The organism is Arthrobacter castelli DSM 16402 (assembly GCF_000430705.1).
GTDB classification, from domain to species: domain Bacteria; phylum Actinomycetota; class Actinomycetes; order Actinomycetales; family Micrococcaceae; genus Arthrobacter_C; species Arthrobacter_C castelli.
The window spans coordinates 1-24,649 of the sequence record NZ_AUMN01000035.1 but is presented as its reverse complement, the minus strand read 5'-3'; the positions used below and the strand labels follow the sequence as shown (position 1 = coordinate 24,649).

Sequence of the window (24,649 nt, the reverse complement as noted above, 5' to 3'; positions counted from 1 at the left end):
TCTGCCTCGGTCACCGCCATCGGCACCGCCGAATACACATGCTTACCCGCCCGCAGCGCCCGCACCACCAACGGCCCATGCGTCCACCGCTGGGTGAAGATGGCGACAGCCTCCACATCACTGGCCAACAACGCCTCAAAATCGGCAACCGCACCATCAAGACCGGCGCTTTGGCGCAGTTCCTCCGCCCGGCCAGGTTCGATATCACTGACCAGCATCTTCCCCACACCCGGATGCAGCCTGAACAGCTTCGCAAACGTTCCGGCAAACTGGCCGGCTCCAAGAATGCCGATCGACACGGCCATGATCTGTTCCTCTCTGAAGTGGTTCCGGCCTGGCCCGGATCGCAGCACAGGCCGCATCTCGACGCATGCTTCAACCATCCGCCGGTTAGGGTCACAATTTACTCGAGAAACATCGAGGCCACAATAGCCAAAGCAATGTCGGTAAAAACTCTAATTGTGACCCTTGCGAGGGTTATGTTTCACGTGTAAATTTACGTTCAATGTCGGCTGGATCACACCGCGATCAGCCCATTCGTCCGGCCGGGCCGAACTGAAGCACCTATCAGATGAGCGAAAACCTGCGGATCAGCCGGGCGACTCCCAACGCAAACGAGGAGAGAAGATGAATATCTCGGCATTTCCACCAAATCCGGAACCCCGACCAGGTTCACAGCCGGGTTCGCAGCCAGGTTCACAGTCGGGTTCACGGCCGGCACCCAGACGAAACGGCGTCGGACGGCTGCGCCGCGGCGGCATTGCGCTGGCCGTCGTACCACTGCTGGCCTTGACGGCGTGTTCGGGCTCGGACGGCGGCGGATCGGATTCAGAGGGCGATGGGCCGGTCGAACTCGTATTCCGGCAGCAGGATCCCGCCAATGAATCGACCGGGGTCAAGGAGATGGTCAAGCTGTGGAACAAGAACCATCCCGACATTCAGGTCACGCTGCAAAAGGCGTCATGGGAAGACGCCCGCGCGCAATTCACTCGTGAGGCACAGGCACAGGAAGGGCCGGATGTGCTCCAGGTAGGGTTCGTGTGGACGTCCTCCCTGGCGGAAGCTGGCTTACTCGCTCCCCTGGACGAATACGTCAAGAAGAACCCTCCTGGACAGGGTATAGACGATTTTATCGGCACTGATTTGGCTACCGTCGACGACTCCCTCTACGCGTTGCCGTGGACGGTGGACACCGGCACCATCGTTTATCGGCCCGACGTGTTCAAGGAAGCCGGCGTGAAGATGGACACAACCGACTGGGCAAGCTTCCAAAAGTCGGTCGCTCAAGTCTCGAAGCAGAGCCAGGGCGATGTTTCCGGGTACTGCTTCAACGCAGCCAACGCATGGTTCCAATGGAATGCATATATCTGGTCGAACGGGGACACTTTCGTCAAGATGGAAGACGGCAAGCCGGTACCTGGTATGACGAAGCAGGAGCTCGCCGAATCGATCAAGTACTTCAACGGATTTTTTGACAGCGGTGCGACGCCAAAATCAAATGCGGCAGTTCTTGAGTACGGCAGCCCGGTGCTCCTCGGCGGCTTGCAGCGCGGCGACTGCGCAGCTTCGTTCCTCCCCATTGCCCCGTATCGCAGCCTGCTCAGTGAAAATCCCGACCTGAAGATGAGGTCGGCGCCGATGCCGGCAGGCGAGGCGGGCATGGCGTCTTTCCTCGGCGGCCGAGCACTTGCGGTCAGCGCGGCCTCCGAACATCCCGAGGCAGCGTACAAATTCGCCAAATGGATGACGAATAAGAAGCTCTTCCAGGAACTCGGATACCCGTGGTGGCCGGCGCAGGATTCAAAGATCGAGGCGATGAAATTCAGTCCCGCCGAGCAGGGATACAAGGAAGTGCTCCCCAACGCACGCACCTTTGCTGAATACGTCAAGACCGGAATCCCGGTTGACGGAGTCAGCGAGAACCTCAATCAGGAACTCTCCGGCGTCTTCAGCGACAGGGCCACGCCGGAACAAGCGGCCGAGAACATACTCCGCATCCTGGAAGAGGCCATCGCCGACGTGTGATCCTGATTCCGGCTGCACACTCGTCTATTCGGGCGTGCAGCCGGGGAGCACTCGGACACATTGCTAAGCATTGGAGTACGACGACGATGACGCTGAGGACCTCTGTTCCCCAGACCCGGAAAGCGCCACTGGTGCCTGCCAAACAACGTACGGACCAAAGCTATCGGCGGCGTAAGGCGCTCGAGCCATACCTGCTCATAGCACCGGCCCTGCTGTTGCTCGCCTTGGTCTTCCTGTGGCCCACCCTCTACAACATTTGGCTCAGTTTCCATGATGTGGCACTTGCTTCCATGATGCAGGGCGGCACCTTTGTCGGGTTGGCCAACTATGCCGATTGGCTCGCGCGCCCGGCCGTCTATCAGACACTGTTCCGCACCATTGTGATCCTCACTGGCATTACCGTGGCACTGCGCATCGTGTTCGGCCTGGGCCTGGCAGTGCTCTACAACTCCGATATCCTGCATCGCCTGCGTCTGGTGGGACTGGTTCGTTCCTTGGTGCTGGTCCCATGGGTTATCCCACCTGTGGTGGCCGTCGCTATCTTCACCTGGTTGTATGAACCGCAATACGGCATTATCAACAAGCTGCTGGTGGCCACGGGACTCATCGACGAGCCAATCAGTTTCCTGACCGAGCCCGGATTCGTATGGTTGGCGATCATCTCTGTCGTTGTCTGGAACGAGCTGCCGTTTGCCGTCTTGATGTTCACCGCCGGTCTCCAGATGGTGCCGAAGGATCTGTATGAAGCAGCCAGGATCGACGGCGCCGCCGGTTTCCAGCTCTTCCGCTACATCACGCTTCCCATGCTGAGGTCCATCATCATCGTGGTTGCCCTGCTGACGACGATATGGACGTACAACAACTTCGTATTCGTGTGGCTGATGACCAGAGGCGGCCCGGGCAACAGCACCCAGGTGATGACCACCCAGCTCTACGCAGAAGGGTTCCTGAATTTCGAGATAGGCAGCGCAGCGGCGTTCGGCGTGATCATGAGCCTGGTGATGTCGCTGATTGCCCTGGCGTATTACCGGTTCGTCGTCCGGAAAGGTGCGGATACAAATGGCTGAAGCACTCAAGGTTTCCGCAGGAACCCCCAGAGCACGGCGTTCGACGCCGGCTCAGAGGGCGAAGAACGTCATTGTTCTGGCGCTGGTCGTCATCACGCTGGCAATCGTGTTGTTTCCAATCTGGTGGATCATCTTCACATCTCTGCAGACCAGTTCGGACTTGTTTACGGACGAGATACGGTTCTGGCCCTCAGACCCGACGTTGGTGAACTATGCGGCGGCCTTGGACAGCGAGTTCCTCACCTTCTTGATGAACAGCGTGATCGTATCCCTGCCGGCCATCTTCATGGCGGTGGTCCTGGCGTTGCCCGCCGCCTACGCCTTTTCCCGGATGCGGTTCCGCGGTCGTGGCGCATTACTGGTCACGGTTATCATGACGCAGATATTTCCCTTCGTCGTCCTGGTCACACCGCTGTACGCCATCTTCGCCCAGCTTGGATTGCTGAACTCCAGAATCGGCATCGTGATCGCCTATACCGCTATATCGCTGCCACTGTGTGTCTATATCCTGCTTGGTTTCCTGGACTCCATCCCGCGTGAACTCGATGAAGCTGCATCAATCGACGGCGCCGGAACCTTGCACATCCTGTTCCGCATCATCCTTCCAGCGGTGCTCCCCGGCGTTGGAGCGGCATCAATTTTCGCGTTCATGATCGCGTGGAATGAGTTCCTGCTGGCCTTGACACTGTTGACGCAGAAACAGCTCCAGACCGCGCCCGTCGGCTTGTCCGGCCTGTTCGGCGAATACGGGGCAGACTGGGGACTGGTCATGGCGGCGTCAGTATTAGTGAGCATCCCCGCCGTCATCATTTTCTTCTTCTTGCAGAAGCAACTGGTCAGCGGAATGACCCAAGGAGCCGTGAAGTGACAACGACCGATAAGCCAAACGTCCTGGTCCTGATGGCCGATCAATTCCGTTGGGATGCCATCGCGGCCCACGGCGACCCGGCTATTTACACGCCCAACCTTGACCGGCTGGTACGAAGTGGAGTCTCCTTCCGGAATTGCTACACGGAAACGCCAGTCTGCGTGCCCGCGCGTGCCACGATGCTGACCGGCCGCCTCGGACACCAGACGGGCGTGCTGGACAACCAGGACTCCCTCGACCCCTGTTCGGAAACCTTCGCGAAAGCTCTGAGCCAAGCGGGCTACCGCACCCAGGCCATTGGCAAAATGCACTTCTCGCCGCCCCGACAGCATCATGGGCTGGATCAAATGCTGCTCTCCGAGGAGATCCCCGAATCACCGCAGGACGATGATTACCTGACCTATCTCCTCGAAGGCGGTTACGGGCACGTCAAAGAGCCGCACGGCATCCGTCACGAGCTCTATTACCAACCGCAGGTATCGCAATTGCCGCCCGACCGGCACACCACTGCCTGGACCGGCCGGCAGACCGTCGAGTTCCTCAGGGAACGCAAGTCCGAGCCCGAACCCTGGCTTTGCTGGACCTCGTTTATCAAACCGCACCCGCCCTTCGACCCACCGTCCAATTGGTACGACCGGTACGACCCGCTGGAGATGCGCGACCCCAAGCGCGCCGAGCCAGAGTTGAACCGGCTGGAACGCAATGTCCGCCTCCAACACAGGTTCAAATGGACCAGTCCGGACATCCCCACCACCCTGATCCGCACCATGCGCGCCTACTACTACGCCAGCGTTTCATTCGTCGATCACTGGATCGGAGCCATCCTCGACGAGCTGGAAAGCTCCGGTGAACGGTCCAACACACTCATCGTGTTTACCGCAGACCACGGCGAATATCTAGGCGATCATTGGGCTTACGGCAAACGCGGCTTCCACGATTCTGCGGCGAAGGTTCCAATGGTTCTGTCCCGGCCCGGAACGTTGCCGGAGAGCACCGAGGTGAACTCCATGACGGGCCTGGCCAACCTGTCCTCCACCATTCTGGAGACGGCGGGATTGCCATCATTGGGCGGCAGCTCAGACAGTCTGCTATCGGCTGCGCGCAGTGACGCTGCAGCATCGACCGAGCCTTGGATTGGTCTCTTCGGCCACGGCGACCGCTCAATTTACGCAGCGATGGATGGAACGGTGAAATACACCTACAGCGCCGGCGACGATCGTGAAGCCATCTACGCAATGGACCGTGACGAGGGCGATCTCACTGCCCTGCTGCCAACAGATCCCCTATTCGGCCGCGGTGAAAAGCTGGGCACCGGCCTACGGGAGCGACTCCGGACAGAGGGCTTCTCGCAGGCGCTTCAGGACGACGGCGGTTGGCATCCGTATCCTCCCACTGAGGATTTCGATTCGCCCGGCGACGACCGCAGCGTGGACGGGCGGGGACGTCAGTACGCCATCTGGCAACAAGCCTTCGACATTTGTTGAGATTCAGTCCGCGCGCCATTGCCCGTACAGCGAGCCCAAATCAAGTGATTCGCTTGCCTCGTAGTCGCGAAGGCTTCATTCGGCCAGTGCCAGTGGTCAGTCGGTTTCAGGTCCCCGGCAGTAGGGACAACGAAAAGAGCTCCAATCATCGCCGCAAAGATCTTCCAGCACGACGACGTCGGCCGTCCCCTCGGCCTGCCTGGCAGCGTGGTGGTCTGTGGTCATTTGGGCGATAGTCAACACTGACTCCTTTCACAGCTGGCGCGTCTATGATTCAGCATCGGTGACAGGGCCATCCGAGGTTCCTGCCTGACGCTGGTTCAAAAGAACACTATGTGCATACCGCTCAAAAGGGTATGTGCAGTTGTACTATCGGCTGGCTGTCCAGTGATGCAGAGAACCAACTTCGCTATTCGTTCTTCTTCGGCACCCAGACCAAGGCGTCACCGACACTGCGGGGCGTTTCACCGCTCGGCTCGTTTGCGACGTCTCCTTTGATCGACATGGTCGAAGAGCCCCCGCCGTCGAGATTGATCGCGTCCACCAGCCCGAGATCCTGGGCAGTCTGCGCACTCTCTTGAATCGTGGCGCCGACGCTGCTCGTTGAGCGACCGTCAATAACGATGAACTTGATCGTGCCGTCTTCTGTAGTTCCGGCAATAGTGCGGGGGTGGCGGACATAGAAGGGATCCTCCGGGCGGTGCTCAGCAACAATTGCCCCGTCGTCGATCAGGTTCACGCGCCCGTTGACGGCGTAGGTGTGCTTATTCAGCGTGATCCGCTTGCCGTTCTCGTCAATCAGCTCGCTATCGTAATCGGGGCACCTGTTGCCGCCATCGACCAACGCCCGGAGCGCAGCGGCTTCCGAACCGGTCGCTTGGACCGCATACTCGTCTTCCGCAAGCGCCGTACGGCCGCTGGTATTCGTTCCAATGACGCAATATTGCTTGTTCAGTACAGCCTCGAAACCGCCTTTAAGTGCAGGCGTCGTGTTGGAGAATTCGTCGGTGAAGAAGCTCAAATCGCCTTCGGTCCCGCGTCCGGCGTGAGCGGCGGATGGTTCAGGTTCTGAATCGGGCGCGACATACCGGTCCGCTTGTTGGTGAGGATGCCGTCCCACGTGGTCTTCGTGATCCGGACCTTGTCGTTCTGGGAGGACAGGATGAGGCTGGTTTCGCGCCAGTCCAAGGTGGGCTTCGAGAGCACTTCGCCCTCGTGGATGTACAAGCCGACCGCCTCGCCCGGGTACTTGCCCGAGAAGGTGAAGAATCCAGCATTGACCCCGGCAACGCCTGCCACGTACTCCGACAACGTCGGAGTACGCTCGGCAGTGGCCATGTCTTCGCCATGCGTGGCGACGAGCTTGCCCTTGGCCACTCGAGGATCAATGGTCAGCACATTAATGCGCCACGGGCCTTGCTGGGTGGTGCCGATCTCGGATTTTTCGGCAGGCTCGTCGCCACGTTTGATGAGGGTGTGGGTAACGCCGTCGACAATCTCTGTTTGCGTGCGGACCTCTGTCAGGCCGGAGGCGCCAAGGTTCAGCAGCTCAAATTTTCCGTTCTGCGAGGCCGGAGACGACGTCGGATCGATTGGTGCGGCGACGGCGGGGCTAGTAACGGCGACGCCGGCAATGACGAACCCGGCGGCCAGCATGCGGCGGTGAAAGAGTGACATGACGTGTTCCCCTGGGATGGACGAAAGATGCGAGTCAACGCGTCCCATCCATTCACCCGAAAGTGACACTCCGGTTGCTTCCGGCGAAAACCGGGGTGAATCCTCTTCCAACTGCCAGCTGTAGGCGCTCCCGGTCGCTCAGGCACTGAGCCGAAATCGGGGAAGCAGGCCTATACCCAAGGGCACAGGGCAGATCGAAATCGCCTTGCCCCGCCGGCGCGAAATTGCGGGATCCACTGAGCACCGTCGCCCTGATATTCCTGCTCGGCGGCGGCGTGCAAGGTCCACTGCGGATCGTAGAGATACGTACGTCCCATCGCGATGAGGTCCGCACGGCCCGCCAGCAGAATGGAATTGACGTCGTCGTAGGTGGAGATCGTTCCGACGGCGATGGCCGCAGCGCCGGTTGGCTCGGCCACTTCCTGCCTGATGTTGTCCGCGTAAGGGGTCTCGGGCGTTTGGATCGCTCCAGCCTCGGTTCTGGAACCAGCTCGCAGGCGACTCATAGCGGCAGGTTTGGATGGGTTCGTGAACTTCTTCCGCGGCGACCACCTCGTCAACGAGCCGATGAGCGAGAACGTTGCCCAGCGGCCAGGGACGTCTTCCTCTCCGCCCACCGCCTGCTATCGCCCCTGGCCGCGGCACATGCGCACAGCATTATTGACGGCGGAGACCCCGACGCTGAAAGTCTTCGAACATGCGCAAGCGCTGGCGTTTAAGGGTGAGCACCCGTCGCACCAATGCGATTGCGGCAGCCAACCAGGAGCTTGTCGCTACCCACTCCTATTGCTGCAACATTGCCTTTGGGGCCGCCAGAAAGTGCTCGCCATAGTGCAGTAGTTGGGGCTGTTCCCCTACCGCTATCCGCCCAGCAGTACCTTCAGGGTCACGAAGATAGCCACGACCATAATCAATGTCGCGAATCCGCGTTTGAGCACCTTATCGGGCAGTGATCGTCCAATCCTGCTTCCCACCAGGGAAGCGGCCATGGCTGCAATCGCGAAGAGAATGGTCAGGGACCAGTCCACCGTGAAGTCTCCAGCGTGGGCAATGACTCCACCTATGGAGTTGATGACGATGATCACCAGCGATGTGCCCACGGCGACGGACATGGAAACACCGAGCACCAAAGTTAATGCCGGCACGATCAAAAAGCCGCCGCCGACACCAAGCATTCCGGTTAGAAAGCCGACAACTACACCAGTCGCAATGGATTTGGGCAGAAAGCGGCCCCACTGGACTATATCGTCCGGGTGGCAACGATCCGCAGCCTGTCCTGCCTTTACGGGTAGGAACATGCGAATACCAGCCGCCACCATGATCACGGCAAAGATCAATAACAAGGTTCGCTGCTCCAGCAGCCGGTTCACTGCGGCCCCGGCGAACGCGGCGAGGGCTCCGGTGACACCAATGATCAGCGCCAGCTGCCAGTCAACACTGCGGCGGATGCGGGGCAATACACCCACGGCCGACGACGCGCCAACGACCACCAGGGAACTGGGCACAGCCCCGGCCATCGGCATGCCCACGCCATAGACGAGCGCGGGGACCGCCAGAATGGACCCCCCACCGCCCACCAGACCCAGCAGTAGGCCGACCACCAGGCCAAATCCGAGCGTTGCCCCCATCAGCGCCACCGGCGCCGCAGTGTGCTGCCCCGCCGACACACATGAATCTTCTCACCGATCCGGTTCAGCATTTTCATCAGGTTAAGTTCCGGCGCCTTTCTGATCAGTAGAGCCTGCGTTAAGCCATCAGCGGCCGGGCTGCGGCCCACGACAACCATCCTTGGCCGCCAACGCTACGAGATAATGTACGTACATTTTCGGGACGATGACAAGTCGGGTGTTTACGTGAGCGCCATCACCCGGGTAGTCTCCCCTTCTAAACGTACGTACATTTACATTCACATTGGCTCATCAGCAACACATGCGGAGGTATTCATATGAATCTGGAACATGGCTTCGATGCCATCACCGAAGACGCGCTGCGCCAGGCCGGAAGCAAGAAGTGGAGCGCCTACCCCGACACGATCAGCGCCTTCGTAGCCGAGATGGACTTCGGCACCGCACCCCCGGTATCGACGGTTCTGCAGGAGATGTCGGATGCCGCACGTTTGGGATACATACCGTCCACGACCGTCGAAGCGATGTCCCAGGCCTGCTCCACCTGGCTTGATGAATCATACAAATGGCAGGTCCCCGCATCCGATATCCGTCCGGTCCCGGACGTACTGACCGGGCTGGTCATGGCGATCACCCACTATTCGGCTCCCGGATCCGCCGTCGTGCTTCCCACGCCGGCGCACATGCCGTTCCTGAAACTGCCGGCTACCCTGGGCCGGGAAATCATCCAGGTCCCCATGATCGACGACGGCCACGACTGGAAACTGGACCTTGACGGACTCGACGCTGCATTCAAGTCCGGCGGCGGGCTCCTGGTCTTCTGCAACCCCCACAATCCGATCGGCAAGGTGTACTCCAGCGAGGAAATGCACGATGTCGCCGCCGTCGTGGAGAGGAACGGTGCGCGGGTCTATTCCGACGAGATCCACGCCCCCATCGTCTTCGCCGGGAACCGCCATATCCCGTACGCGTCAGTGTCCACGGTGGCTGCGGCTCATACCGTGACGCTGACCTCGGCCACCAAGGCCTGGAACATGTCCGGGTTGAAATGTGCCCAGATGATCTTCACCAACGACGCCGACAGACAAAAATGGGACGAAGTGAACTTCATGGCCGAACACGGCGTCGGCCACTTGGGTGTTGTCGCCTCGACGGCGGCCTTCCGAGAGGGACGCCCATGGCTCAACGATGTCCTCGCATACCTGGACGACAACCGTCGGCAGCTGGCCGGCCTACTTGCCGAGCACCTACCCCGAGTCCGCTATCGTCCGCCCGAAGGCAGCTATCTGGCCTGGCTCGACTGCCGGTACCTCGGCCTCGGTGACCACCCATCGGAATTCTTCCTGGAACATGCGGCGGTGGCATGCTCGGATGGTGCGCTCTTCGGCGATAACGCGTCGGGCCATATTCGGTTCAACCTCGCTATGCCGTCGCCGATCCTCAAGCAGGCTGTGGAAAACATGGGCGACGCACTGCGGCGTAGGCCCGGCTCCGCGCCGGAGCCCGACGCTGGAGCCAGGCCTACGGTGAACGCGGAGTCGGCATGACACGAGTTCTGAGCGCCTCATGGCGGTATTACCGAGATGCTTCGCTCATCATTAAAATGTCACTCGGATTCGTCCTCGGTCTGATCGTGGCACTCACCTTCGGCGATGACGCCTCGGTGCTCGCCCCGGCCGGGGAGCTGCTGCTTCGCTTACTGCAGATGATCGTCGTGCCCATCATCATGGTGACCCTGATCGACGCCGTCAGCACAACCCGGTCCGGTAGTGTCGCCCGCATCGCCTCAAAGGCCTTCGTTTACTACATCATCACCACGGTCGGCGCTGTGGCGATCAGCCTCGCGATAGCCTTGCCCGTCGCACCAGGGAGCGGACTCGACCTCCCGAATGCGGACACGGAGGCACCGGAGGCACCGTCGTTCGTCGAACAATTGCTGGGAATAGTTCCCGAGAACGCGTTTGCCGCCCTCGCGGAGGGGAAGATCCTCGCGCTGATCTTCGTCGCCCTGATCATTGGGCTGACCATGGCAAAGATGTCCCGTTCCGAAGACGAGGACATCGCGGACCTGGGAACCACACTCCGGAAGATCGTGCTGGCGGCCAAGGAGCTGACATTCCGCATCCTCGGTGCCATTCTGCAGTACGCGCCGATCGGAGTCTTTGCACTGGTGGCCAACAAGATCGGCAGCCAGGGCGGAGAAGCGTTGCTTGCACTCGGCAAGCTCACCATCGTCGTCTACGCGGCGTTGGCGGTGCAGATCCTGGTGGTGTATATACCCCTGCTGCTGATATACCGGGTGCGCATCCTGCGGTTCTTCCGGACCTCGCGCGACGCCATGCTCACTGCATTTACCACCCAGAGCAGCTCCGGGACCATCCCCGTTACCCTCAACTGCGCTCGGAAAGCCGGCGTCCGCCAGGACGTCGCAGGGTTCGTGGTCCCGGTCGGGGCAACATTGAATATGGATGGCGCGGTGGTCAGGCTCGGCGCATCGGTGGTGCTGGCCGCCAACATCGTCGGACGCGAGATGTCGGTACCAGAGTTGATCGGCATCGTGCTGACCGCAACCCTGGTCTCGATCGGTACGGCTGGTGTGCCCGGTGCCGGCCTCATCGGGCTGACCATCCTGCTGACTCAGGCCGGGCTGCCTATCGACATCGTGGCGCTCGTCGCCGGCGTCGACGTCATCCTGGGCATGGGGGCCACGATGCTCAATGTCACCAGCGACTTGGCCGGAACCCATATCATTGATAAGAGCGAGGCCAAGACAAGGAAGAGACTCGCCGTGCACCGCAGGGCCGAGTCTGTGCCCCGAGAAGATGACAGGGAGGACGTAGCGTCCCTGCGGGACTCTCGCGTTGAGACTTAGCGACGAGACGAATAAGGGGAAATGTGGAAGGTACACCACACGTAGTAAGGGACAGCGAGCTGTCCCTATGGCAGACGGTGCAGAATGACCTGCGCCTCCGGATCGAACGGGACGAATTCCCCTCCGGGGTTCCCGGCGAGATGGCGTTGGCACGCGACTACAACGTCAGCCGGTCAACCATACGGGCTGCGTTGGCCCCGCTGCGTCGCGCCGGCATCATTTCGGCCCACCGCGGGCGTATGTCGACGGTCGTCAATGTCTCCGACGAACAGCGTTACGGCCCCGTCTACAGCCTGTTCGCGGCCGTTGAAAACACCGGAATGACGCAACGCAGCAAAGTGAACACAGCCGAACTCCGCACCGATGGAGATGTCTCCGCGCGGCTGGGCCTGAGCGCCGACACCGAACTCGTATTTATCCGCCGCACCCGGTTCGCTGATGCCGATGTCATAGCCGTCGACGACGTTTGGCTGCCAGCCGGAGTGGCTTCCCCAGCGCTCGAAGCGGATCTGGGACATACGGCGCTCTACCAAGTACTTCGCGACCAATGCGGCATCACCCTCAATGCAGGGCAAGAAACCTTGCATGCGACCACAACTAACAACGAACAATCCCGACTGCTCGATTGCGACCCCGGGGCGGCCGTGTTCTTTATCGAACGCCTCGGCACCGCCGGAGGAAAACCGGTGGAATGGCGCGAGACGCTGATCAGAGGCGATCGCTTCACCGTGACTACCTCGTACCCGAGCACTCCGGTCGAAGACGGCCCGGCGAAAGACGGCTCGGCCGCAGCCGACGACTGACGAATCATTGCCTGGGCCTCAGCCCGCAGAAGGGAGGAAAATTTGACCCTGGCGATCCGGACAGAACGGGATACCTGATCAGGTCCGCGCCAGAAGGCAGCGTGGTCATTGCACGCGCGCCGAGTCTTACTGGAGCGAAGGGCCGCCGAGCGGAATCCGCCCCGTGGAGCTTATTCCACGCGCAGCCTTTCGGCGCTTTGCCCGGTTACAGTAGCGATGAGCTCAAAGTCCTTGTCCACATGCAGAATCGTAAGTCCGACAAGTTCTGCCGTGGCAGCGATAAGCAGGTCCGGAACAGAGGGCGCTCGATGCGCCCCTCGATGAGCAAGGAGTTGTTGAACTTCGAGTGCCCGTCGCTCAATAAGCGGCGTGGCGCTCTCCAGTGGCATAAGTGCCACTGGAGGTCTGTCAATCAGAGTCCGCCAGTCATCTTCTGAACGCGCCGAAAATCCGACTTCCAGAAGGGTAGGCGCCGTGATGCGCACAAGGCCGCGTTGAATTCTGCCGGTCCACGCAGCGGCATCGGGACTCGCATGAATACGCGCGAGCGCCGACTTGTCGATCAACCACTCTTCTCCGGCGTTCACGTCCAAGCGTCCCGCATGACGTCGTCATCACGAAGATCTTGACTCAAGGAAGCGAACCGTTCGAGATCCGCCATGGTCGCCGCCTCGGAAGTCCGCCCGGCGTCCTGGGCGATGCGCCGCCGAAGATACTCGCCACGCGACAGGCCCAGTTTGGCTGCATGCTTATCGACGCGGGCCAGATCGTCATCAGACACGTTCCGGATCAGTACATCTGTCATGGAAGTCACCTCTGATATCTAATGCTATCACTTTGACTCGTGAATGATCAGGCACCGCGTTGACCCATAGAAAACCCTCTCGTCCTGGAGGCATCGAGCAGGAAGTCATGGAAGCCATGAGATGAAGTGTCTCCTGACCGCTGAAGAAGGGGTTAGGACTGGGGGTCGCGCCGGGGCGGCAACTGCGGTGCCGGCGGGGCAATGCGATACTGCTCCGCATACCCTTGTTGCTGTTGCACGGGTTGTGGGTCCTGCAAAGGCTCCACCTGTTCCGGTAGAGACTGCGCCGACGGATCACCTTGTGGGTCCGCCACCTCTTCCCGATCGTTGGAGAACCAAGCCTCGTACCGCTGGTCGGCGCGACTAACCGCCCTCCAACCACCAAGAACCGCCAATATCACCCCGACCAAACCGGCCAGGGCGGAAGCAGCCGCTGCGGCGAAGAACGAGCCAGCCTCAGAGCGTCCGAACGGAGACGAGACTTGTTCGACGAGGCCCATGTAACTCAGGTAACCGCTCGCCATCACGCCAACGATGAAGAGGAGTACGCCCCAGAGCATAATCCGTGCGGCCGGTTTGGTGTACCGACTGTTCAACTGATCCCCCAAATCAACGTGATTCGCTCACCGTATCCCCCAAGCCAAGGCTTCATTCGCCTAGGTCGACGACCTCGAATTCGAGCAGGTCCATCCCGGTGGCAACCGGCTCCTTGGCTGAGTGGTCATGCGGTGCGCGCTGGTCGCGCCAGTTTTCGAAGTCCTCGCGGGTGGCCCACTGCGTGTACACGAAGTAGCGGTCATCGCCCGCGACAGGCCGCAACAGCTGGAAGCCCTCGAAGCCGGGAGAGCCGTCCACAGAATGCTTACGAGCCGCGAACCGGGATTCCAGTTCTGAACCGGCATCAGCGGGGACCTTCAGTGCATTGATAACGACGACGGACATGTTGCTCCTTCCCGGCCCGGAACATCCGGGCTGCTACCTCTCCAGGCTATCCCGAGACCACGCGGCGATAAGCCGCCATCAATTTCTGATGCTCATGACGGCGTCAACACTGATCAGGCGCGATGATGGATACCGCCAGATGAATTCGCAGATGCCAACGTCACGTTCGAAGTCTGGCGACCGCACAACGCCGCCCCTTCCTAAATTCGCCGCTCAGGAAATGACGATGATCAAGCGCCGCTCCGGGAGCCGCGACAACGGCGGTGCCGGCCAAATTTGCGGAGCCTGCTTCAGCGGAAGCCGCTGCAACTCCCCCATCGGAAGCCGATCAGCCTGCGATAGCTCCTCTTCCGACCCCTCGTGGGCCGGAACAATCTGCGGGGCCTTGGAGTACCAAGCCTCGTACCGCTCGTCGATGCGATGGGCGATTCGCCATCCACCGGCGAGCAGCAGGATGAATCCCAGCAGGCCGATTACCCCAAGGATGACTGTCCCGACGAAATAGATCCCGGGATCCAAAGAACCTGGGGCGGCCATCCCGGTCAAACCCGAAATGCCGAGATACCCGCTCACAGCTGCCCCTCCGACAAACAAAACGAGACCCCAAACCATCATCTGAGCGGCGGGTTTTATGTACCGAGTATTCATCATGATCCCCAAATCATTGTGCTTTGGATTCAGCCTATACGCCGGGGCCGACATTTCCCGCCACTGCAGGTTTCTGATACCGAATGGTGACCTTGAACGGGTGCAAGTGATTTGTGGTGTCACGCCCCTCCCGGCAAAGAGCACAAGGCTTGCGACGAGCGACAGCAGTCCATGGCGCTCTCAATCACGGCTAGGGAGTCTAAAGTTAATTAGCCGGGTACCGAGTTGAGGTTAGAAGGTGTCGGCCTGGCTTACTATGTTGAGCGGCTCTGGGCTCCAGAAGATGCCGCGCACCTCAGCAGACGGGACCGCCAAACGGGTACGTACCATGTCATTTGTTGATTCGTTCGGAGAGTCTCTCCTCGTCCTGGATCGAGGGCAACCGTGTCACCCCGAAGAGGTTGGCAGTCGGGGAACTACTGCAGCAGGGCAGTCGGCTCGCACTCGACGTCGTAGCTAATGTTCGCGCGACGGAGGACTCAATAACTGAACTCGCTGACCTGAACCGCATCGTCACTACTACCGACATCGAGCACCTGCAGCATGTCATCGAACCCTCCCATGAACAGGGGCTCCGCACCAAGCAGAACAGGGTGGGCGGTTCCGGCTGGAGTCCCCTCCGCTCCGAATTTGTGCCGCCACCGGAATCAGAGGGCGGGCGGCTTGTTGAAGATCTGGCACGGTTCATTTCAGCCACTGAGGGAACCCCCGCGGTGCGGGCCGGCGCGCATGTCCAGTTTGAAACCATCCACCCATTCATCGACGGCAACGGCCGAACCGGACGGGCCCTCATCCATACGGTGCTACGTCGGACGTCGGGTCCAGGTGCGAAAGTTCATTTGCCGGGGGACGCTCGAAGAGCGGATCGACACCATGATCAAGGAGAAATCCGCGCTGGCGGATCTGGTCGTCGGCGACGGCGAGGGGTGGCTGACGGAGCTGTCGACCGCCAGTCTGCGCGACCTGTTCGCGCTATCCAAGGAGGCCGTCGGTGAGTAAACGTCGCTACGATTCGCCGTTCTTCCCGTCATCAACGCCGCGCAGCGTCGATGGGGGCGTCAAGGCGCGCAGCGTCCGCGGTGCCATCGGAACCAGCTGGTGGTCCGGACGGTTCATCGAAGTATTGGAGGGCCTTGGCGTTGGCGGGCGGCTGCAGCGCGGCCGCGGCTGCGCCCGCCGAGGTCAGGTCATCTCGCTCGAGATCGATGCCGGTGCCGTCACCGCGAAGATACAGGGATCCCGTGCGAAGCCATACCGGGTGCGCATCGGAATCGCCGCATATGGCAAGGCTGAGTGGGCCGCAGTGGAGGAATCCCTCGCGTCGAACGCCTGGTTTGTGGCTTCCCTGCTGGCCGGGCAGATGCCCGCCGACATCGAAGATATCTTCACCGGCGTCGGGCTCTCGCTCTTCCCTCGGAATGCCGATGAGTTGAGTCTTGACTGCAGCTGTCCCGACTGGGAAGTGCCGTGCAAGCATCTGGCGGCCGTGTTTTACCTGCTGGCCGAGCAATTCGATGACGACCCGTTCCGGATTCTCGCCTGGCGTGGCCGCGAACGCGAGGACTTGCTGGGCAGAATGAACGCGGCCGACGACGGCGGCGATGACGGGCGTGCCGGCGCGCCCCTGACCGAGGTGCTTGATAGCTTCTTCGAATCGCCGACGCCGGCCCCCGCGCTGAAGCGCCCTGCTGGCGGTGCATCGCTGTTGGAGCAGCTACCGCCGGTGGATATCACCGTCCGCTCGCGCCCGCTCGTCGAGGTCCTGCGCCCGGTCTACTCCGCCCTGCGGGATCCGGCGGATCGGTCACTGTAAAGCTCACTCAACCCGCAGTCTTTCGACGCGCTGCCGTCTGACGATTGGCATGGAAACATCCCCTCGGAGAGGAAGCTAGGACTGAGGACCGCTCCGAGGCGGTTGCTGCGAGGGTTGATAACCAGGGCGGTACTGAGGAGCCTCCGTCGGCAGGTCCTGGTGCGCTGGCTGCGGATGCGTTGCCTGAGCCATTGGCTGGGGCATCGGGTATCGTGCGGGCTGTCCCTGCGGTCCTCCTGGAGCCATCGGCCGGATTTGGGAGAACCATGCGTCATATCGCTGGTCGATACGGCTGACCATGCGCTGTCCGCCGACCAGCATCAGTATGAAGCCGGCAATACTCGCCAACCCGAACAACGCCGCCAATCCAAAAATGGAGCCAGCGTCCGATGTTCTGAATGCAGAACTGGCAGCCGATATTTGTTCCGATATTGCCATGGAACTAAGAAACCCGCTCATGCTCCCCCTCCCCCAAAGAGAACGGCTCCCCAAATAGTGATGTAAGCGGCAGGCTTGATGTACTGAAAGTTCAACGTAAATCCCCCAAATAAGATGCGAATGCTTGACTCATCATACCCGTGTAGGCGCAATTGGCCGTGCGCTCACACCTACTTCCCCACCGTCCCGTGGAACAGCGAATCCTTGTAGTCAAAGCCCGGGGCAACGGACAGGAGCACGTCGGATGCGACGTCTGTGGGGACCGCGAAGGCCATGGTCAGTGACTGCTTCTTGCCGGGCAGGATCTTTCCCTGCCACATATCCCCGTATCCTTGGTCCATGTCGAATACCCGCTCGGCGACTTGCCCACTGTCGCCATAGTTGACCGTCGTGTAGGCGCCAACCGGGTCGAAAATCGCATCGGTGCCGTTCATGATGGTGATCTTGAAAACCTGCATCTGTCCGCCGGTTTCTTTCGCCCCGGCAGCATACTGGGACGCTTTCGCCTCGCCCTCATGGGTGACCGTCACGGCAATGCCGTCCTCGTATTCCCAGGTTTGACCAAAGTCGGCGAGCGATTCCTCCACCTCTGAGGTGGGCGATGACGCGGGTGCAGCAGGTGCCGATGTCGACGGCGCGGGTGCAGCAGGTGCCGATGTCGACGGCGCGGGTGCAGCAGGTGCCGATGTCGATGGAGCGGGCGACGATGGTCCTGACGCCGGCGATGCCGGTGCTTCTGACGCCGAAGGAGCGGTCGAAGACTGCGTAACCTCCGGAGTGGAGCTGGCCGATTCGGTGCCAACCGAACAACCGGTGGCAGCCAGGACGAGCCCGCAGCCAATGGCGAAAGTGCTGAGTGACTTCTTCATGATGTTCCCCTTCGAAATGTGCCCGACATAGCCGGCGGTGCTGCTTACTGCTTGGCCCAGGTGCCGCACCGGCTGGTGGTGAAGTCCTGCCCCTTGGACAGGGTCACGCTGGGCCGCCCTCCCCCGGGAATCCCGTTGGAGACGATGTCTTCGCTGTTGGTTCCGCTGACGTAGATACCCCAGTAGCAGGACGAACGGACGTCGTCGGTGGTGCGGTAGGTTCCGGGTTCAACGTCGACCCCGACCGTCCAGGTGCCTTCGCTGATGGTGTTGGCTGCCTTCTCGGCTTCGGCGCCGGCGACCGCCTTTTCGCGTTCCTTCAGCTTGGCTTGAGCCTTCTCCAGCTTGGCCTGAGCTTCCTCGAGTTCACCCTCGGATTTGGCCACGTCCACTTCACGCTGCGCGACATCGGATTCGCGTTCACCGATGCCGCCGGCCAGGGTGTCGTATTCCTCCTGCAGCGCCTTCAAGTCGGCCGCGGTTTCGCCGCGTTCCTTCTCCAGCGCCACGTAGGCCTCGCTTGAGGTCGGGTCGACGGCGTTGGCGCCGGTAACTGCCCCACCGGCAAAGAGCACAAGTGCGGCGGCGACGGCGGCAGCCGTCCAGATTGGTGTGCGCGACCGCTTCCCGGCCGGTGGAGCATCGAACGGATCTGTTTCGGTTCGGTTCAGCATGATTTCCTTCGTGCGAGTTGTTCAGTCGGTTTCGACAACTTCAATGACAATGTCGAGTCCGCTGTCCGGGTGGTATCCCCAGGAGGCGGAGAACTCACCCCACTGTCCGGTCATCCGCCCGTCGAGAGCCCTGGTGCTGTCGATCTTCGAGATAACGCTGTCGGTCGTTTCCAGCTCCATCAGCACGCACGCGACGTCGACGTATGCAGCGCCCGCGGATTCCGTGCCTTCGGACTGCATGGAGATACTCTGTCCCCCGTCGCCCACATTGATGCCGGCGGTGTCCTGCACCCCGCATGATTCAACCGCCTCGGGGATGGCGTTGGATGGTTGGGCGAACTCGAGCTGCCCCAGCGCCAGCCCGGTAATCAGGCCAACGCCAAGTCCGACGGCGGCGAACGCCAGCTGCGAGCGCCCGCTGGCCTTGCCGGGGCGGGACGGCATCGCCCCCGCTGCCGCCACCTCCCCGTGGCCCTGGCCAGGCTGGTGTGGAGGTTGCTGGTCTGGCGTTGTCATTGGGCTTCCCCTTGATGCTGATGCGGATGATTGAATGTGAGGAGCGGGAAACACCCCCAACTTGTCTCCCGTTCCTCACCTGCCGGATGGCCCCTGAAGTGCCGGCCGACATCACAAAACTTAGAACCGGCAGACCGGCACCCAACCTGAATTAGCTGATAACCCGGGTTATCAGCGTGTCCGACCAGCTACACTGGCTACTGGCTAGGCTGGAGCGCATTCAACGCACAGCCATTTGGGGGTGAGGTCATGACAGTAAACAGCAACCAGCTGCGCATCGGCCTCGCCGACATCGCGCTGTTGACCAAGGTCCAGCGCCCGGTGGTGTCGATGTGGCGCTCCCGCAGCAAGGAAACGGACACCCCCTTCCCGGGACCTGTCGCCGTCGAAAACGGCCAGGAACTCTTCGACGCCGCCCACATCCTGGACTGGCTCACCGCCACCGGCCGCGGCAACAACCCGCACGCCGCCGAGGATGTCTCCGCCTTCGCGTTCATGGAGAACTTCCGTCCGAATTCGGCCAGGATGTTCGACGGCGTCACGTCCCTGCTCATGCTGCGCCAGCTGCTGGGCAGTCCGATCGGCATGATGAGCACCGACGAGCTGATGGACGCGGCGGACGAATCGGACCCGGACGACACCTTCCTCTACAGCGAGCTCGAAGCCCTCGGCGAAGACCTGTGCAGCCTGGCCATCTACGCCGACCTGCTCGCCGAAGGCGCCTACAGCACGGAGGCCGCGTTCGAGAACCTGATGGGCAACCGCTTCCGCGCCGGCATCCGCGAGCAATCCGACGTCGCCCTCACGGACACAGCGATCGAACTGGTGGCCGCGGCCGCCGTCGAACTGTCCACCGAAACACCGGAGGGCCGGCTGTTCGCCGACACCACCGAAGGTGGCAGCGACCTGCTGATGGGGATCGTCTCCGCGGTGCAGGAGGCAGCGCCGCTCACCCTGGTGACCAGGAACGACGACGGCGGTGCGTCCCGTCTGGTGCGGCGCCGGCTGCGGGTCCACGACGTGCAGCGGCAGGCCCTGCGGGTGGACGATTCCGGGCAGTTCGAGCTCGAGGGTCCGGTGGTTCACGTCGCGCAGTACCCGCCGCCCGGCGATACGGAGATGTCCGCGCCGCAGATCCTCGCGGCCGTCGAGACCACCGCGCTGCAGATGGACGACGCGCAACGGGCGGTGATCATCGCTCCGGCCGGCGTGCTGGTGGACGACGCTACCACCCGCGAGGTGGACGAGCTGCGCTCGGGCCTGCTGCGGATGGGCCGCGTCCGCGCGGTCGTCCGGCTCAGCCGCGGGCTGGTCAAGGGCCGTCCCCGGCAGGCGCAGGCCCTGTGGGTCCTCGGCCCGGCATATGAGGCGGTTCCCGCGGCGGACCGGTGGACCATGGTCGCGGACCTGTCCAGCACCGAGCTAACGCCCGACGTCGTCAGCGACCTGGTCAGCGACCTAGCCGCTTCGATGGGCGAGATCAGTATGATCCGGGCCCACTCGTTCCGCTTCGCCCGGCTGGTGCACACCCGGTCACTGCTCGCGTCCCGCGGTGCTCTGGCCTCTGCACCTTCCGCTTCGCAAGCGGCCGCAGATGGCCGGGACATCGTCCGCATAGAAAAACTCACCGATAGTCTGAACAACCACAGGCCCGATCCGCTTGCACTCGAGGTGGAGTCCGGCGCACCAGCTGCCCGCAATCCGCTGACCACCGTCGGCGGCGCACTCGCAGTAGGGCAACTGAAGTACCTACCCGGCAACCGGATCGCGGATACGGACTTGAATAACGCCGCCGGCGCGCCTGTGATCGGGTTGCCGGAACTGCTCGAAGGAGCGACCGCCCGGCACATCGACCAGCTGCTGCTCGCCGCCAACTATCCCTCCGCGCGTCGCACCGAACCCGGCGACGTCGTCTTCTGCACCGGCCCGCGACCCGCCGCTGTCGTCGATCCGGAAGGGTCCGCCGTCGTCGTCTATCCCGCCCGGGTGCTGCGGATCAACCAGACCGATCCCGGCGGGCTGCTCCCCGCCGTCGTCGCCGCCGACATCAACACTGCCACCGGCGACGACTGGAAGCGCTGGCCACTGCGCACCATCCCCGACGGGGAACGCACCGCGCTGGCCGAAACCCTGAAAGATATTGAAACGCAACGTGCCCAGGCCCAATCCCGGCTCAACTCGCTCGCCGAACTCGCTACGCTGATCACAGACGGCGTGGCGGGGCGCGGCCTGCGGCTGCCCCGGAGCCCGGCCGCCACCGACCAAGATGCACCAACGGAAGGAACCCGCTAATGCCGCCGCAAGCCAAGACTGCCACGGCGCCGTCGACCATGAAGGAACTCAAGGACACGCTGTGGAAGGCCGCCGACAAACTGCGCGGCTCCATGGACGCCTCCCAGTACAAGGACGTGATCCTCGGGCTGGTGTTCCTTAAATACGTCTCGGACGCGTTCGACGAACGCCGCGAGCAGATCCAGGCCGAACTCGCCGACGAAGGGCTGAGCGAGGAGCAGATCGGCCAGCTGATTGACGACGTCGACGAGTACACCGGCCGCGGCGTCTTCTGGGTTCCCGAGCACGCCCGCTGGCCCTACCTCGCGCAGAACGCCAAGGGCCTGCCCGCCGCCGACGGGCAGCCGGCCAAGTCGATCGGTCAGCTGATCGACGAAGCGATGGACCTGCTGATGGGCGCCAACCCGTCGCTGGCCGCCACCCTGCCGCGGCTGTATAACCGGGACAACGTGGACCAGCGCAGGCTCGGCGAGCTGATGGACCTGTTCAACTCCGCCCGATTCACCGGCGACGGCGCGAAGAAGGCCCGCGACCTGCTCGGCGAGGTCTACGAATACTTCCTGGAGAAGTTCGCCCGCGCCGAAGGCAAGCGCGGCGGCGAGTTCTACACCCCCGCCGGCGTCGTCCGCGTGCTGGTCGAGGTGCTCGAGCCGGACCACGGTCGCGTCTACGACCCCTGCTGCGGCTCCGGCGGCATGTTCGTGCAGACCGAGAAATTCCTCGAGTCGCACAACAAGGAAGGCTCGGACATCTCCGTCTACGGGCAGGAGCTCAACGAGCGCACCTGGCGCATGGCGAAAATGAACCTCGCCATCCACGGCCTCAACGCCAACCTCGCATCCCGCTGGGGCGACACCTTCGCCCGCGACCAGCACCCCGAGATGCAGGCCGACTTCATCATGGCCAACCCGCCGTTCAACATCAAGGACTGGTCCCGCTCCGAGTCCGACCCGCGCTGGAAATTCGGCGTCCCACCAGCCGGCAACGCCAACTACGCCTGGATCCAGCACATCCTCTCCAAGCTCGCACCCGGAGGCTCCGCAGGCGTCGTGATGGCCAATGGTTCCATGTCCTCCAACTCCAGCGGCGAAGGCCAGATCCGTGCCGAAATCGTCGAAGCCGACCTCGTCTCCTGCATGGTCGCCCTGCCCACCCAGCTCTTCCGCTCCACCGGCATCCCCGTCTGCACCTGGTTCTTCGCCAAGGACAAAACCGCGGGCGACGGCGGCGCCCACGACCGGACCGGGCAGGTGCTCTTCATCGACGCCCGAAACCTCGGCTACATGGTGGACCGCGCCGAACGCGCCCTGTCCGACGACGACATCGCCAAGATCGCCAACACTTATCACGCCTGGCGCGGAACCGGTGGTCGAGTAAGCGAGGAACGAGCGCATCGAGACCACGAGCCTGCCGAGACCTACGACGACGTCCCCGGCTTCTGCAAGTCAGCCACCCTCGCGGAGATCAAGGCTGCCGACTACGCACTCACGCCTGGCCGCTACGTTGGCGCTGCTGAGATTGAGGACGATGGCGAACCCATCGAGGACAAGATCGAGCGGTTGAAGAAAGAACTGTATGAGCAGTTCGACGAGTCCGAGCGGCTGGCGACCGTGGTGCGTGAACAGTTGGGGAGGGTGTCATGACTCAATACAGGGACGTTTCTTGGAGTGACCTTGGGCAATTGTTCGACGGCCCTCATGCAACACCCACGAGGACTGATAACGGACCTTACTTTCTAAACATCTCGAGCCTCAGCAACGGACGTCTCAATCTGAGCCAGTCTGATCACGTATCCGGCGGCGACTTCGCCAAGTGGACGCGGAGAGTAACTCCAGAGGAGGGCGATCTCCTGTTCTCTTATGAAACGCGCTTAGGTGAAGCCGCCCTCATGCCGCCGGGTGTCGAAGCATGCTTAGGCCGCCGGATGGCACTACTCCGCCCAAATCGTGATGTTGTGGATCCACGCTTTTTGCTCTATTTCTACCTGAGCCCTCAGTTTCAAAGGCTCATAGAGCAACATACAATCCATGGCGCTACGGTTAATCGAATCAGCTTGTCCACTATGGGCTCTTGGGTATTTTCGATTCCCGATCTCCACACACAGCGAGCTATTGCTGAGATCCTCGGTGCCATCGACGACAAGATCGCCGCCAATGCAAAATTGATAACAATCGCTGAGGACTTCTGCATTGCTAGACTCCAGCCCTTCTCCATTACTGTGCCGTTAAATGAGGTCAGCAACTATTACAAAGAGTCGATTAGGCCGAAGGATACCGACGTCCCGGCCGTCGCACACTATAGCTTGCCGGCCTACGATTTGAACCGCAGGCCGGAAACCACCGCGCCGGGGGACATCAAGAGCTCCAAGTTCGCAGTACATAAACCTTCAGTCCTTATCTCGAAGCTCAATCCGCGGTTCCCTCGCGTCTGGAATATAGCTGATGTTCCTAATGTCCCGGCGCTTGCTTCCACAGAATTTTTGGTATTGGAGCCTTCCTGCTCATCTACGTCGGTCCTTTGGTCGATGTTGCGACAGCCAGTGTTCGGTCACTCGCTTGAATCAAAAGTTGCTGGCACATCCGGAAGCCATCAACGGGTACGGCCAGCTGATCTATTGGAAACTCATGTTATTGATCCGAGGGCTGTGGATGATCGGACGAGAGCCGAGATTACGGGAGTCGGCGAGGCCGCCGAAGCTCGCAGAATGGAGAACAACATGTTAGTAGGCGCCCGTGACGCCTTGCTCCCGCACCTCATGTCCGGCAGGCTCCGAATTGCGGACGCTGAGACGCTGATATCGGCAGCGGTTTGAGTCATGGAGCGTACCAGTGAAAATAGCAAGTCACGCAGGGCGGACAGACGACGCACAGGAAAAATGTCGGGTCCGGCGGATACGTTTAAGCAACTAGTGGTCCGTCTCAGTTTTGGTTTGCCTGTTCGGTGAGCGTGGCTCGTGCGCGGGCGACTTTCGCGAGGATTGACTCTGCGGTGGCGGTCCATACGTATGGCTTCGGATCCTCGTTGTTCGCTTCCATGTACTGGCCGATACTGTCGACGAGGTCGGGTACTGATCGGAAGATCCCGCGGCGCAGGTTCTTCTCGGTAAGGTCCCGGAACCAGCGTTCGACCTGATTCAGCCACGACGACGAGGTCGGCGTGAAGTGGAAGTGGAACCGGGGATGCTTCTTAACCCACTGCCGGACGTCGGCGTGCTTATGAGTGGCATAGTTG

At 61.5% G+C, this 24,649-nt stretch carries 27 protein-coding genes and 1 pseudogene; 13 read left to right on the top strand and 15 right to left on the bottom strand.

Annotation, left to right across the window (positions count from 1 at the left end; genetic code table 11):
* Window positions 1–305: Gfo/Idh/MocA family oxidoreductase (locus H535_RS0120915; RefSeq protein WP_026821080.1), on the bottom strand; the 305-nt coding region annotated here is incomplete at its 3' end.
* A 598-nt stretch (window positions 306–903) separates the two neighbouring features.
* Here H535_RS0120915 and H535_RS0120910 point away from each other — a divergent pair.
* The 4 genes from H535_RS0120910 to H535_RS0120895 all read left to right on the top strand — a co-directional run bounded on the left by H535_RS0120910 (window position 904) and on the right by H535_RS0120895 (window position 5,444).
* On the top strand, window positions 904–2,025 hold the full coding sequence (locus tag H535_RS0120910) for an ABC transporter substrate-binding protein (RefSeq protein ID WP_162144924.1): 1,122 nt from the start codon (window positions 904–906) through the stop codon (window positions 2,023–2,025).
* 86 nt (window positions 2,026–2,111) lie between these two features.
* Window positions 2,112–3,092 (top strand): carbohydrate ABC transporter permease, encoded by a 981-nt coding sequence (locus H535_RS27100; RefSeq protein WP_051299630.1) that lies wholly within the window; start codon window positions 2,112–2,114, stop codon window positions 3,090–3,092.
* A complete protein-coding gene (locus H535_RS0120900; RefSeq protein WP_035770407.1) occupies window positions 3,085–3,960 on the top strand; it encodes a carbohydrate ABC transporter permease in 876 nt (291 codons plus the stop codon). The genes H535_RS27100 and H535_RS0120900 overlap by 8 nt, the downstream gene beginning before the upstream one ends.
* On the top strand, window positions 3,957–5,444 hold the full coding sequence (locus H535_RS0120895) for a sulfatase-like hydrolase/transferase (RefSeq protein WP_026821077.1): 1,488 nt from the start codon (window positions 3,957–3,959) through the stop codon (window positions 5,442–5,444). Before H535_RS0120900 ends, H535_RS0120895 begins: the two co-directional genes overlap by 4 nt.
* A gap of 96 nt (window positions 5,445–5,540) precedes the next feature.
* Here the strand turns inward: H535_RS0120895 and H535_RS29220 are convergent, their stop codons facing one another.
* From H535_RS29220 to H535_RS0120880, 5 genes and pseudogenes are all read right to left on the bottom strand, one after another.
* A complete protein-coding gene (locus tag H535_RS29220; protein ID WP_155838811.1) occupies window positions 5,541–5,684 on the bottom strand; it encodes a hypothetical protein in 144 nt (47 codons plus the stop codon).
* Between the two features lie 169 nt (window positions 5,685–5,853).
* Complete coding sequence (locus tag H535_RS28070; RefSeq protein ID WP_051299629.1) at window positions 5,854–6,465, bottom strand: phosphodiester glycosidase family protein; 612 nt, start codon at window positions 6,463–6,465, stop codon at window positions 5,854–5,856.
* Window positions 6,462–7,121 carry a hypothetical protein gene (locus H535_RS29435; RefSeq protein WP_162144923.1) on the bottom strand — a complete coding sequence of 220 codons (660 nt, stop codon included), beginning with the start codon at window positions 7,119–7,121 and terminating at the stop codon, window positions 6,462–6,464. Before H535_RS29435 ends, H535_RS28070 begins: the two co-directional genes overlap by 4 nt.
* 212 nt (window positions 7,122–7,333) lie before the next feature.
* Window positions 7,334–7,738 (bottom strand): annotated as a pseudogene (locus H535_RS0120885) (oxidoreductase); the annotation flags it as partial.
* A 243-nt stretch (window positions 7,739–7,981) separates the two neighbouring features.
* Entirely contained in the window at window positions 7,982–8,788 is an 807-nt protein-coding gene (locus H535_RS0120880; protein ID WP_342667746.1) for a sulfite exporter TauE/SafE family protein, read from the bottom strand.
* Between the two features lie 278 nt (window positions 8,789–9,066).
* Between H535_RS0120880 and H535_RS27090 the strand changes: the two genes are divergently transcribed.
* From H535_RS27090 to H535_RS27080, 3 genes are read left to right on the top strand one after another with little or no spacing between them, the layout of a single operon-like run.
* Window positions 9,067–10,293 (top strand): MalY/PatB family protein, encoded by a 1,227-nt coding sequence (locus H535_RS27090; protein ID WP_051299627.1) that lies wholly within the window; start codon window positions 9,067–9,069, stop codon window positions 10,291–10,293.
* Window positions 10,290–11,618, top strand: a complete 1,329-nt coding sequence (locus H535_RS27085; RefSeq protein ID WP_081416867.1) for a dicarboxylate/amino acid:cation symporter — start codon at window positions 10,290–10,292, stop codon at window positions 11,616–11,618. Before H535_RS27090 ends, H535_RS27085 begins: the two co-directional genes overlap by 4 nt.
* Before the next feature lie 23 nt (window positions 11,619–11,641).
* Window positions 11,642–12,421 (top strand): GntR family transcriptional regulator, encoded by a 780-nt coding sequence (locus H535_RS27080; RefSeq protein WP_081416866.1) that lies wholly within the window; start codon window positions 11,642–11,644, stop codon window positions 12,419–12,421.
* Between the two features lie 170 nt (window positions 12,422–12,591).
* On the opposite strand, the gene H535_RS0120860 is transcribed toward H535_RS27080, so the two are convergent.
* The 5 genes from H535_RS0120860 to H535_RS0120835 form a co-directional block, all read right to left on the bottom strand.
* A complete protein-coding gene (locus tag H535_RS0120860) occupies window positions 12,592–13,008 on the bottom strand; it encodes a PIN domain nuclease (RefSeq protein WP_211236659.1) in 417 nt (138 codons plus the stop codon).
* Window positions 13,005–13,226 carry a type II toxin-antitoxin system VapB family antitoxin gene (gene vapB / locus H535_RS30230; protein ID WP_026821073.1) on the bottom strand — a complete coding sequence of 74 codons (222 nt, stop codon included), beginning with the start codon at window positions 13,224–13,226 and terminating at the stop codon, window positions 13,005–13,007. Before vapB ends, H535_RS0120860 begins: the two co-directional genes overlap by 4 nt.
* Before the next feature lie 152 nt (window positions 13,227–13,378).
* Window positions 13,379–13,822 carry a hypothetical protein gene (locus H535_RS0120850; protein WP_155838810.1) on the bottom strand — a complete coding sequence of 148 codons (444 nt, stop codon included), beginning with the start codon at window positions 13,820–13,822 and terminating at the stop codon, window positions 13,379–13,381.
* A 52-nt stretch (window positions 13,823–13,874) separates the two neighbouring features.
* Complete coding sequence (locus H535_RS0120845; protein ID WP_026821071.1) at window positions 13,875–14,168, bottom strand: antibiotic biosynthesis monooxygenase family protein; 294 nt, start codon at window positions 14,166–14,168, stop codon at window positions 13,875–13,877.
* Window positions 14,169–14,381: 213 nt separating this feature from the next.
* The gene (locus tag H535_RS0120835) at window positions 14,382–14,741 is read right to left on the bottom strand and encodes a hypothetical protein (RefSeq protein WP_155838809.1); all 360 of its coding nucleotides are present in this window, start codon (window positions 14,739–14,741) and stop codon (window positions 14,382–14,384) included.
* A gap of 410 nt (window positions 14,742–15,151) precedes the next feature.
* On the opposite strand from H535_RS0120835, the gene H535_RS28745 reads away from it, so the two are divergent.
* Both H535_RS28745 and H535_RS0120820 read left to right on the top strand, forming a co-directional pair.
* Window positions 15,152–15,811, top strand: coding sequence for a Fic family protein (locus H535_RS28745; RefSeq protein ID WP_342667745.1), 660 nt, complete (start codon window positions 15,152–15,154; stop codon window positions 15,809–15,811).
* Entirely contained in the window at window positions 15,808–16,629 is an 822-nt protein-coding gene (locus H535_RS0120820; protein ID WP_026821068.1) for an SWIM zinc finger family protein, read from the top strand. The genes H535_RS28745 and H535_RS0120820 overlap by 4 nt, the downstream gene beginning before the upstream one ends.
* A gap of 608 nt (window positions 16,630–17,237) precedes the next feature.
* Here the strand turns inward: H535_RS0120820 and H535_RS0120815 are convergent.
* Window positions 17,238–17,654, bottom strand: coding sequence for a hypothetical protein (locus H535_RS0120815; protein WP_026821067.1), 417 nt, complete (start codon window positions 17,652–17,654; stop codon window positions 17,238–17,240).
* A gap of 7 nt (window positions 17,655–17,661) precedes the next feature.
* Here H535_RS0120815 and H535_RS27075 point away from each other — a divergent pair, with 7 nt between their 5' ends.
* Window positions 17,662–17,967 carry a hypothetical protein gene (locus tag H535_RS27075; RefSeq protein WP_035770403.1) on the top strand — a complete coding sequence of 102 codons (306 nt, stop codon included), beginning with the start codon at window positions 17,662–17,664 and terminating at the stop codon, window positions 17,965–17,967.
* 13 nt (window positions 17,968–17,980) lie between these two features.
* On the opposite strand, the gene H535_RS28060 is transcribed toward H535_RS27075, so the two are convergent.
* Both H535_RS28060 and H535_RS0120800 read right to left on the bottom strand, forming a co-directional pair.
* Window positions 17,981–18,610, bottom strand: coding sequence for an Rv1352/Rv1906c domain-containing protein (locus tag H535_RS28060; protein ID WP_051299625.1), 630 nt, complete (start codon window positions 18,608–18,610; stop codon window positions 17,981–17,983).
* 21 nt (window positions 18,611–18,631) lie between these two features.
* The gene (locus H535_RS0120800) at window positions 18,632–19,126 is read right to left on the bottom strand and encodes a hypothetical protein (protein ID WP_155838808.1); all 495 of its coding nucleotides are present in this window, start codon (window positions 19,124–19,126) and stop codon (window positions 18,632–18,634) included.
* Between the two features lie 249 nt (window positions 19,127–19,375).
* Here H535_RS0120800 and H535_RS0120795 point away from each other — a divergent pair, with 249 nt between their 5' ends.
* The 3 genes from H535_RS0120795 to H535_RS28740 are packed head-to-tail and all read left to right on the top strand — an operon-like array spanning window position 19,376 to window position 24,230.
* On the top strand, window positions 19,376–21,418 hold the full coding sequence (locus tag H535_RS0120795; RefSeq protein ID WP_026821064.1) for a hypothetical protein: 2,043 nt from the start codon (window positions 19,376–19,378) through the stop codon (window positions 21,416–21,418).
* The gene (locus H535_RS0120790; RefSeq protein WP_026821063.1) at window positions 21,418–23,061 is read left to right on the top strand and encodes a type I restriction-modification system subunit M; all 1,644 of its coding nucleotides are present in this window, start codon (window positions 21,418–21,420) and stop codon (window positions 23,059–23,061) included. Before H535_RS0120795 ends, H535_RS0120790 begins: the two co-directional genes overlap by 1 nt.
* On the top strand, window positions 23,058–24,230 hold the full coding sequence (locus H535_RS28740) for a restriction endonuclease subunit S (protein ID WP_081416865.1): 1,173 nt from the start codon (window positions 23,058–23,060) through the stop codon (window positions 24,228–24,230). The genes H535_RS0120790 and H535_RS28740 overlap by 4 nt, the downstream gene beginning before the upstream one ends.
* A gap of 106 nt (window positions 24,231–24,336) precedes the next feature.
* On the opposite strand, the gene H535_RS27060 is transcribed toward H535_RS28740, so the two are convergent.
* On the bottom strand, window positions 24,337–24,649 hold a 313-nt coding region (locus H535_RS27060; RefSeq protein WP_035768248.1), incomplete at its 5' end, for an IS630 family transposase.

Excerpts from the sequence above, each read along its gene's own strand:
- H535_RS0120910 (WP_162144924.1), top strand. The coding sequence starts at position 904 with ATGGTCAAGCTGTGGAACAAGAACCATCCCGACATTCAGGTCACGCTG.
- H535_RS27100 (WP_051299630.1), top strand. The coding sequence starts at position 2,112 with ATGACGCTGAGGACCTCTGTTCCCCAGACCCGGAAAGCGCCACTGGTG.
- H535_RS0120900 (WP_035770407.1), top strand. The coding sequence starts at position 3,085 with ATGGCTGAAGCACTCAAGGTTTCCGCAGGAACCCCCAGAGCACGGCGT.
- H535_RS29435 (WP_162144923.1), bottom strand. The coding sequence starts at position 7,121 with ATGTCACTCTTTCACCGCCGCATGCTGGCCGCCGGGTTCGTCATTGCC.
- H535_RS27090 (WP_051299627.1), top strand. The coding sequence starts at position 9,067 with ATGAATCTGGAACATGGCTTCGATGCCATCACCGAAGACGCGCTGCGC.
- H535_RS27085 (WP_081416867.1), top strand. The coding sequence starts at position 10,290 with ATGACACGAGTTCTGAGCGCCTCATGGCGGTATTACCGAGATGCTTCG.
- vapB (WP_026821073.1), bottom strand. The coding sequence starts at position 13,226 with ATGACAGATGTACTGATCCGGAACGTGTCTGATGACGATCTGGCCCGC.
- H535_RS0120845 (WP_026821071.1), bottom strand. The coding sequence starts at position 14,168 with ATGTCCGTCGTCGTTATCAATGCACTGAAGGTCCCCGCTGATGCCGGT.
- H535_RS28060 (WP_051299625.1), bottom strand. The coding sequence starts at position 18,610 with ATGCTGAACCGAACCGAAACAGATCCGTTCGATGCTCCACCGGCCGGG.
- H535_RS0120800 (WP_155838808.1), bottom strand. The coding sequence starts at position 19,126 with ATGACAACGCCAGACCAGCAACCTCCACACCAGCCTGGCCAGGGCCAC.
- H535_RS0120795 (WP_026821064.1), top strand. The coding sequence starts at position 19,376 with ATGACAGTAAACAGCAACCAGCTGCGCATCGGCCTCGCCGACATCGCG.
- H535_RS0120790 (WP_026821063.1), top strand. The coding sequence starts at position 21,418 with ATGCCGCCGCAAGCCAAGACTGCCACGGCGCCGTCGACCATGAAGGAA.
- H535_RS28740 (WP_081416865.1), top strand. The coding sequence starts at position 23,058 with ATGACTCAATACAGGGACGTTTCTTGGAGTGACCTTGGGCAATTGTTC.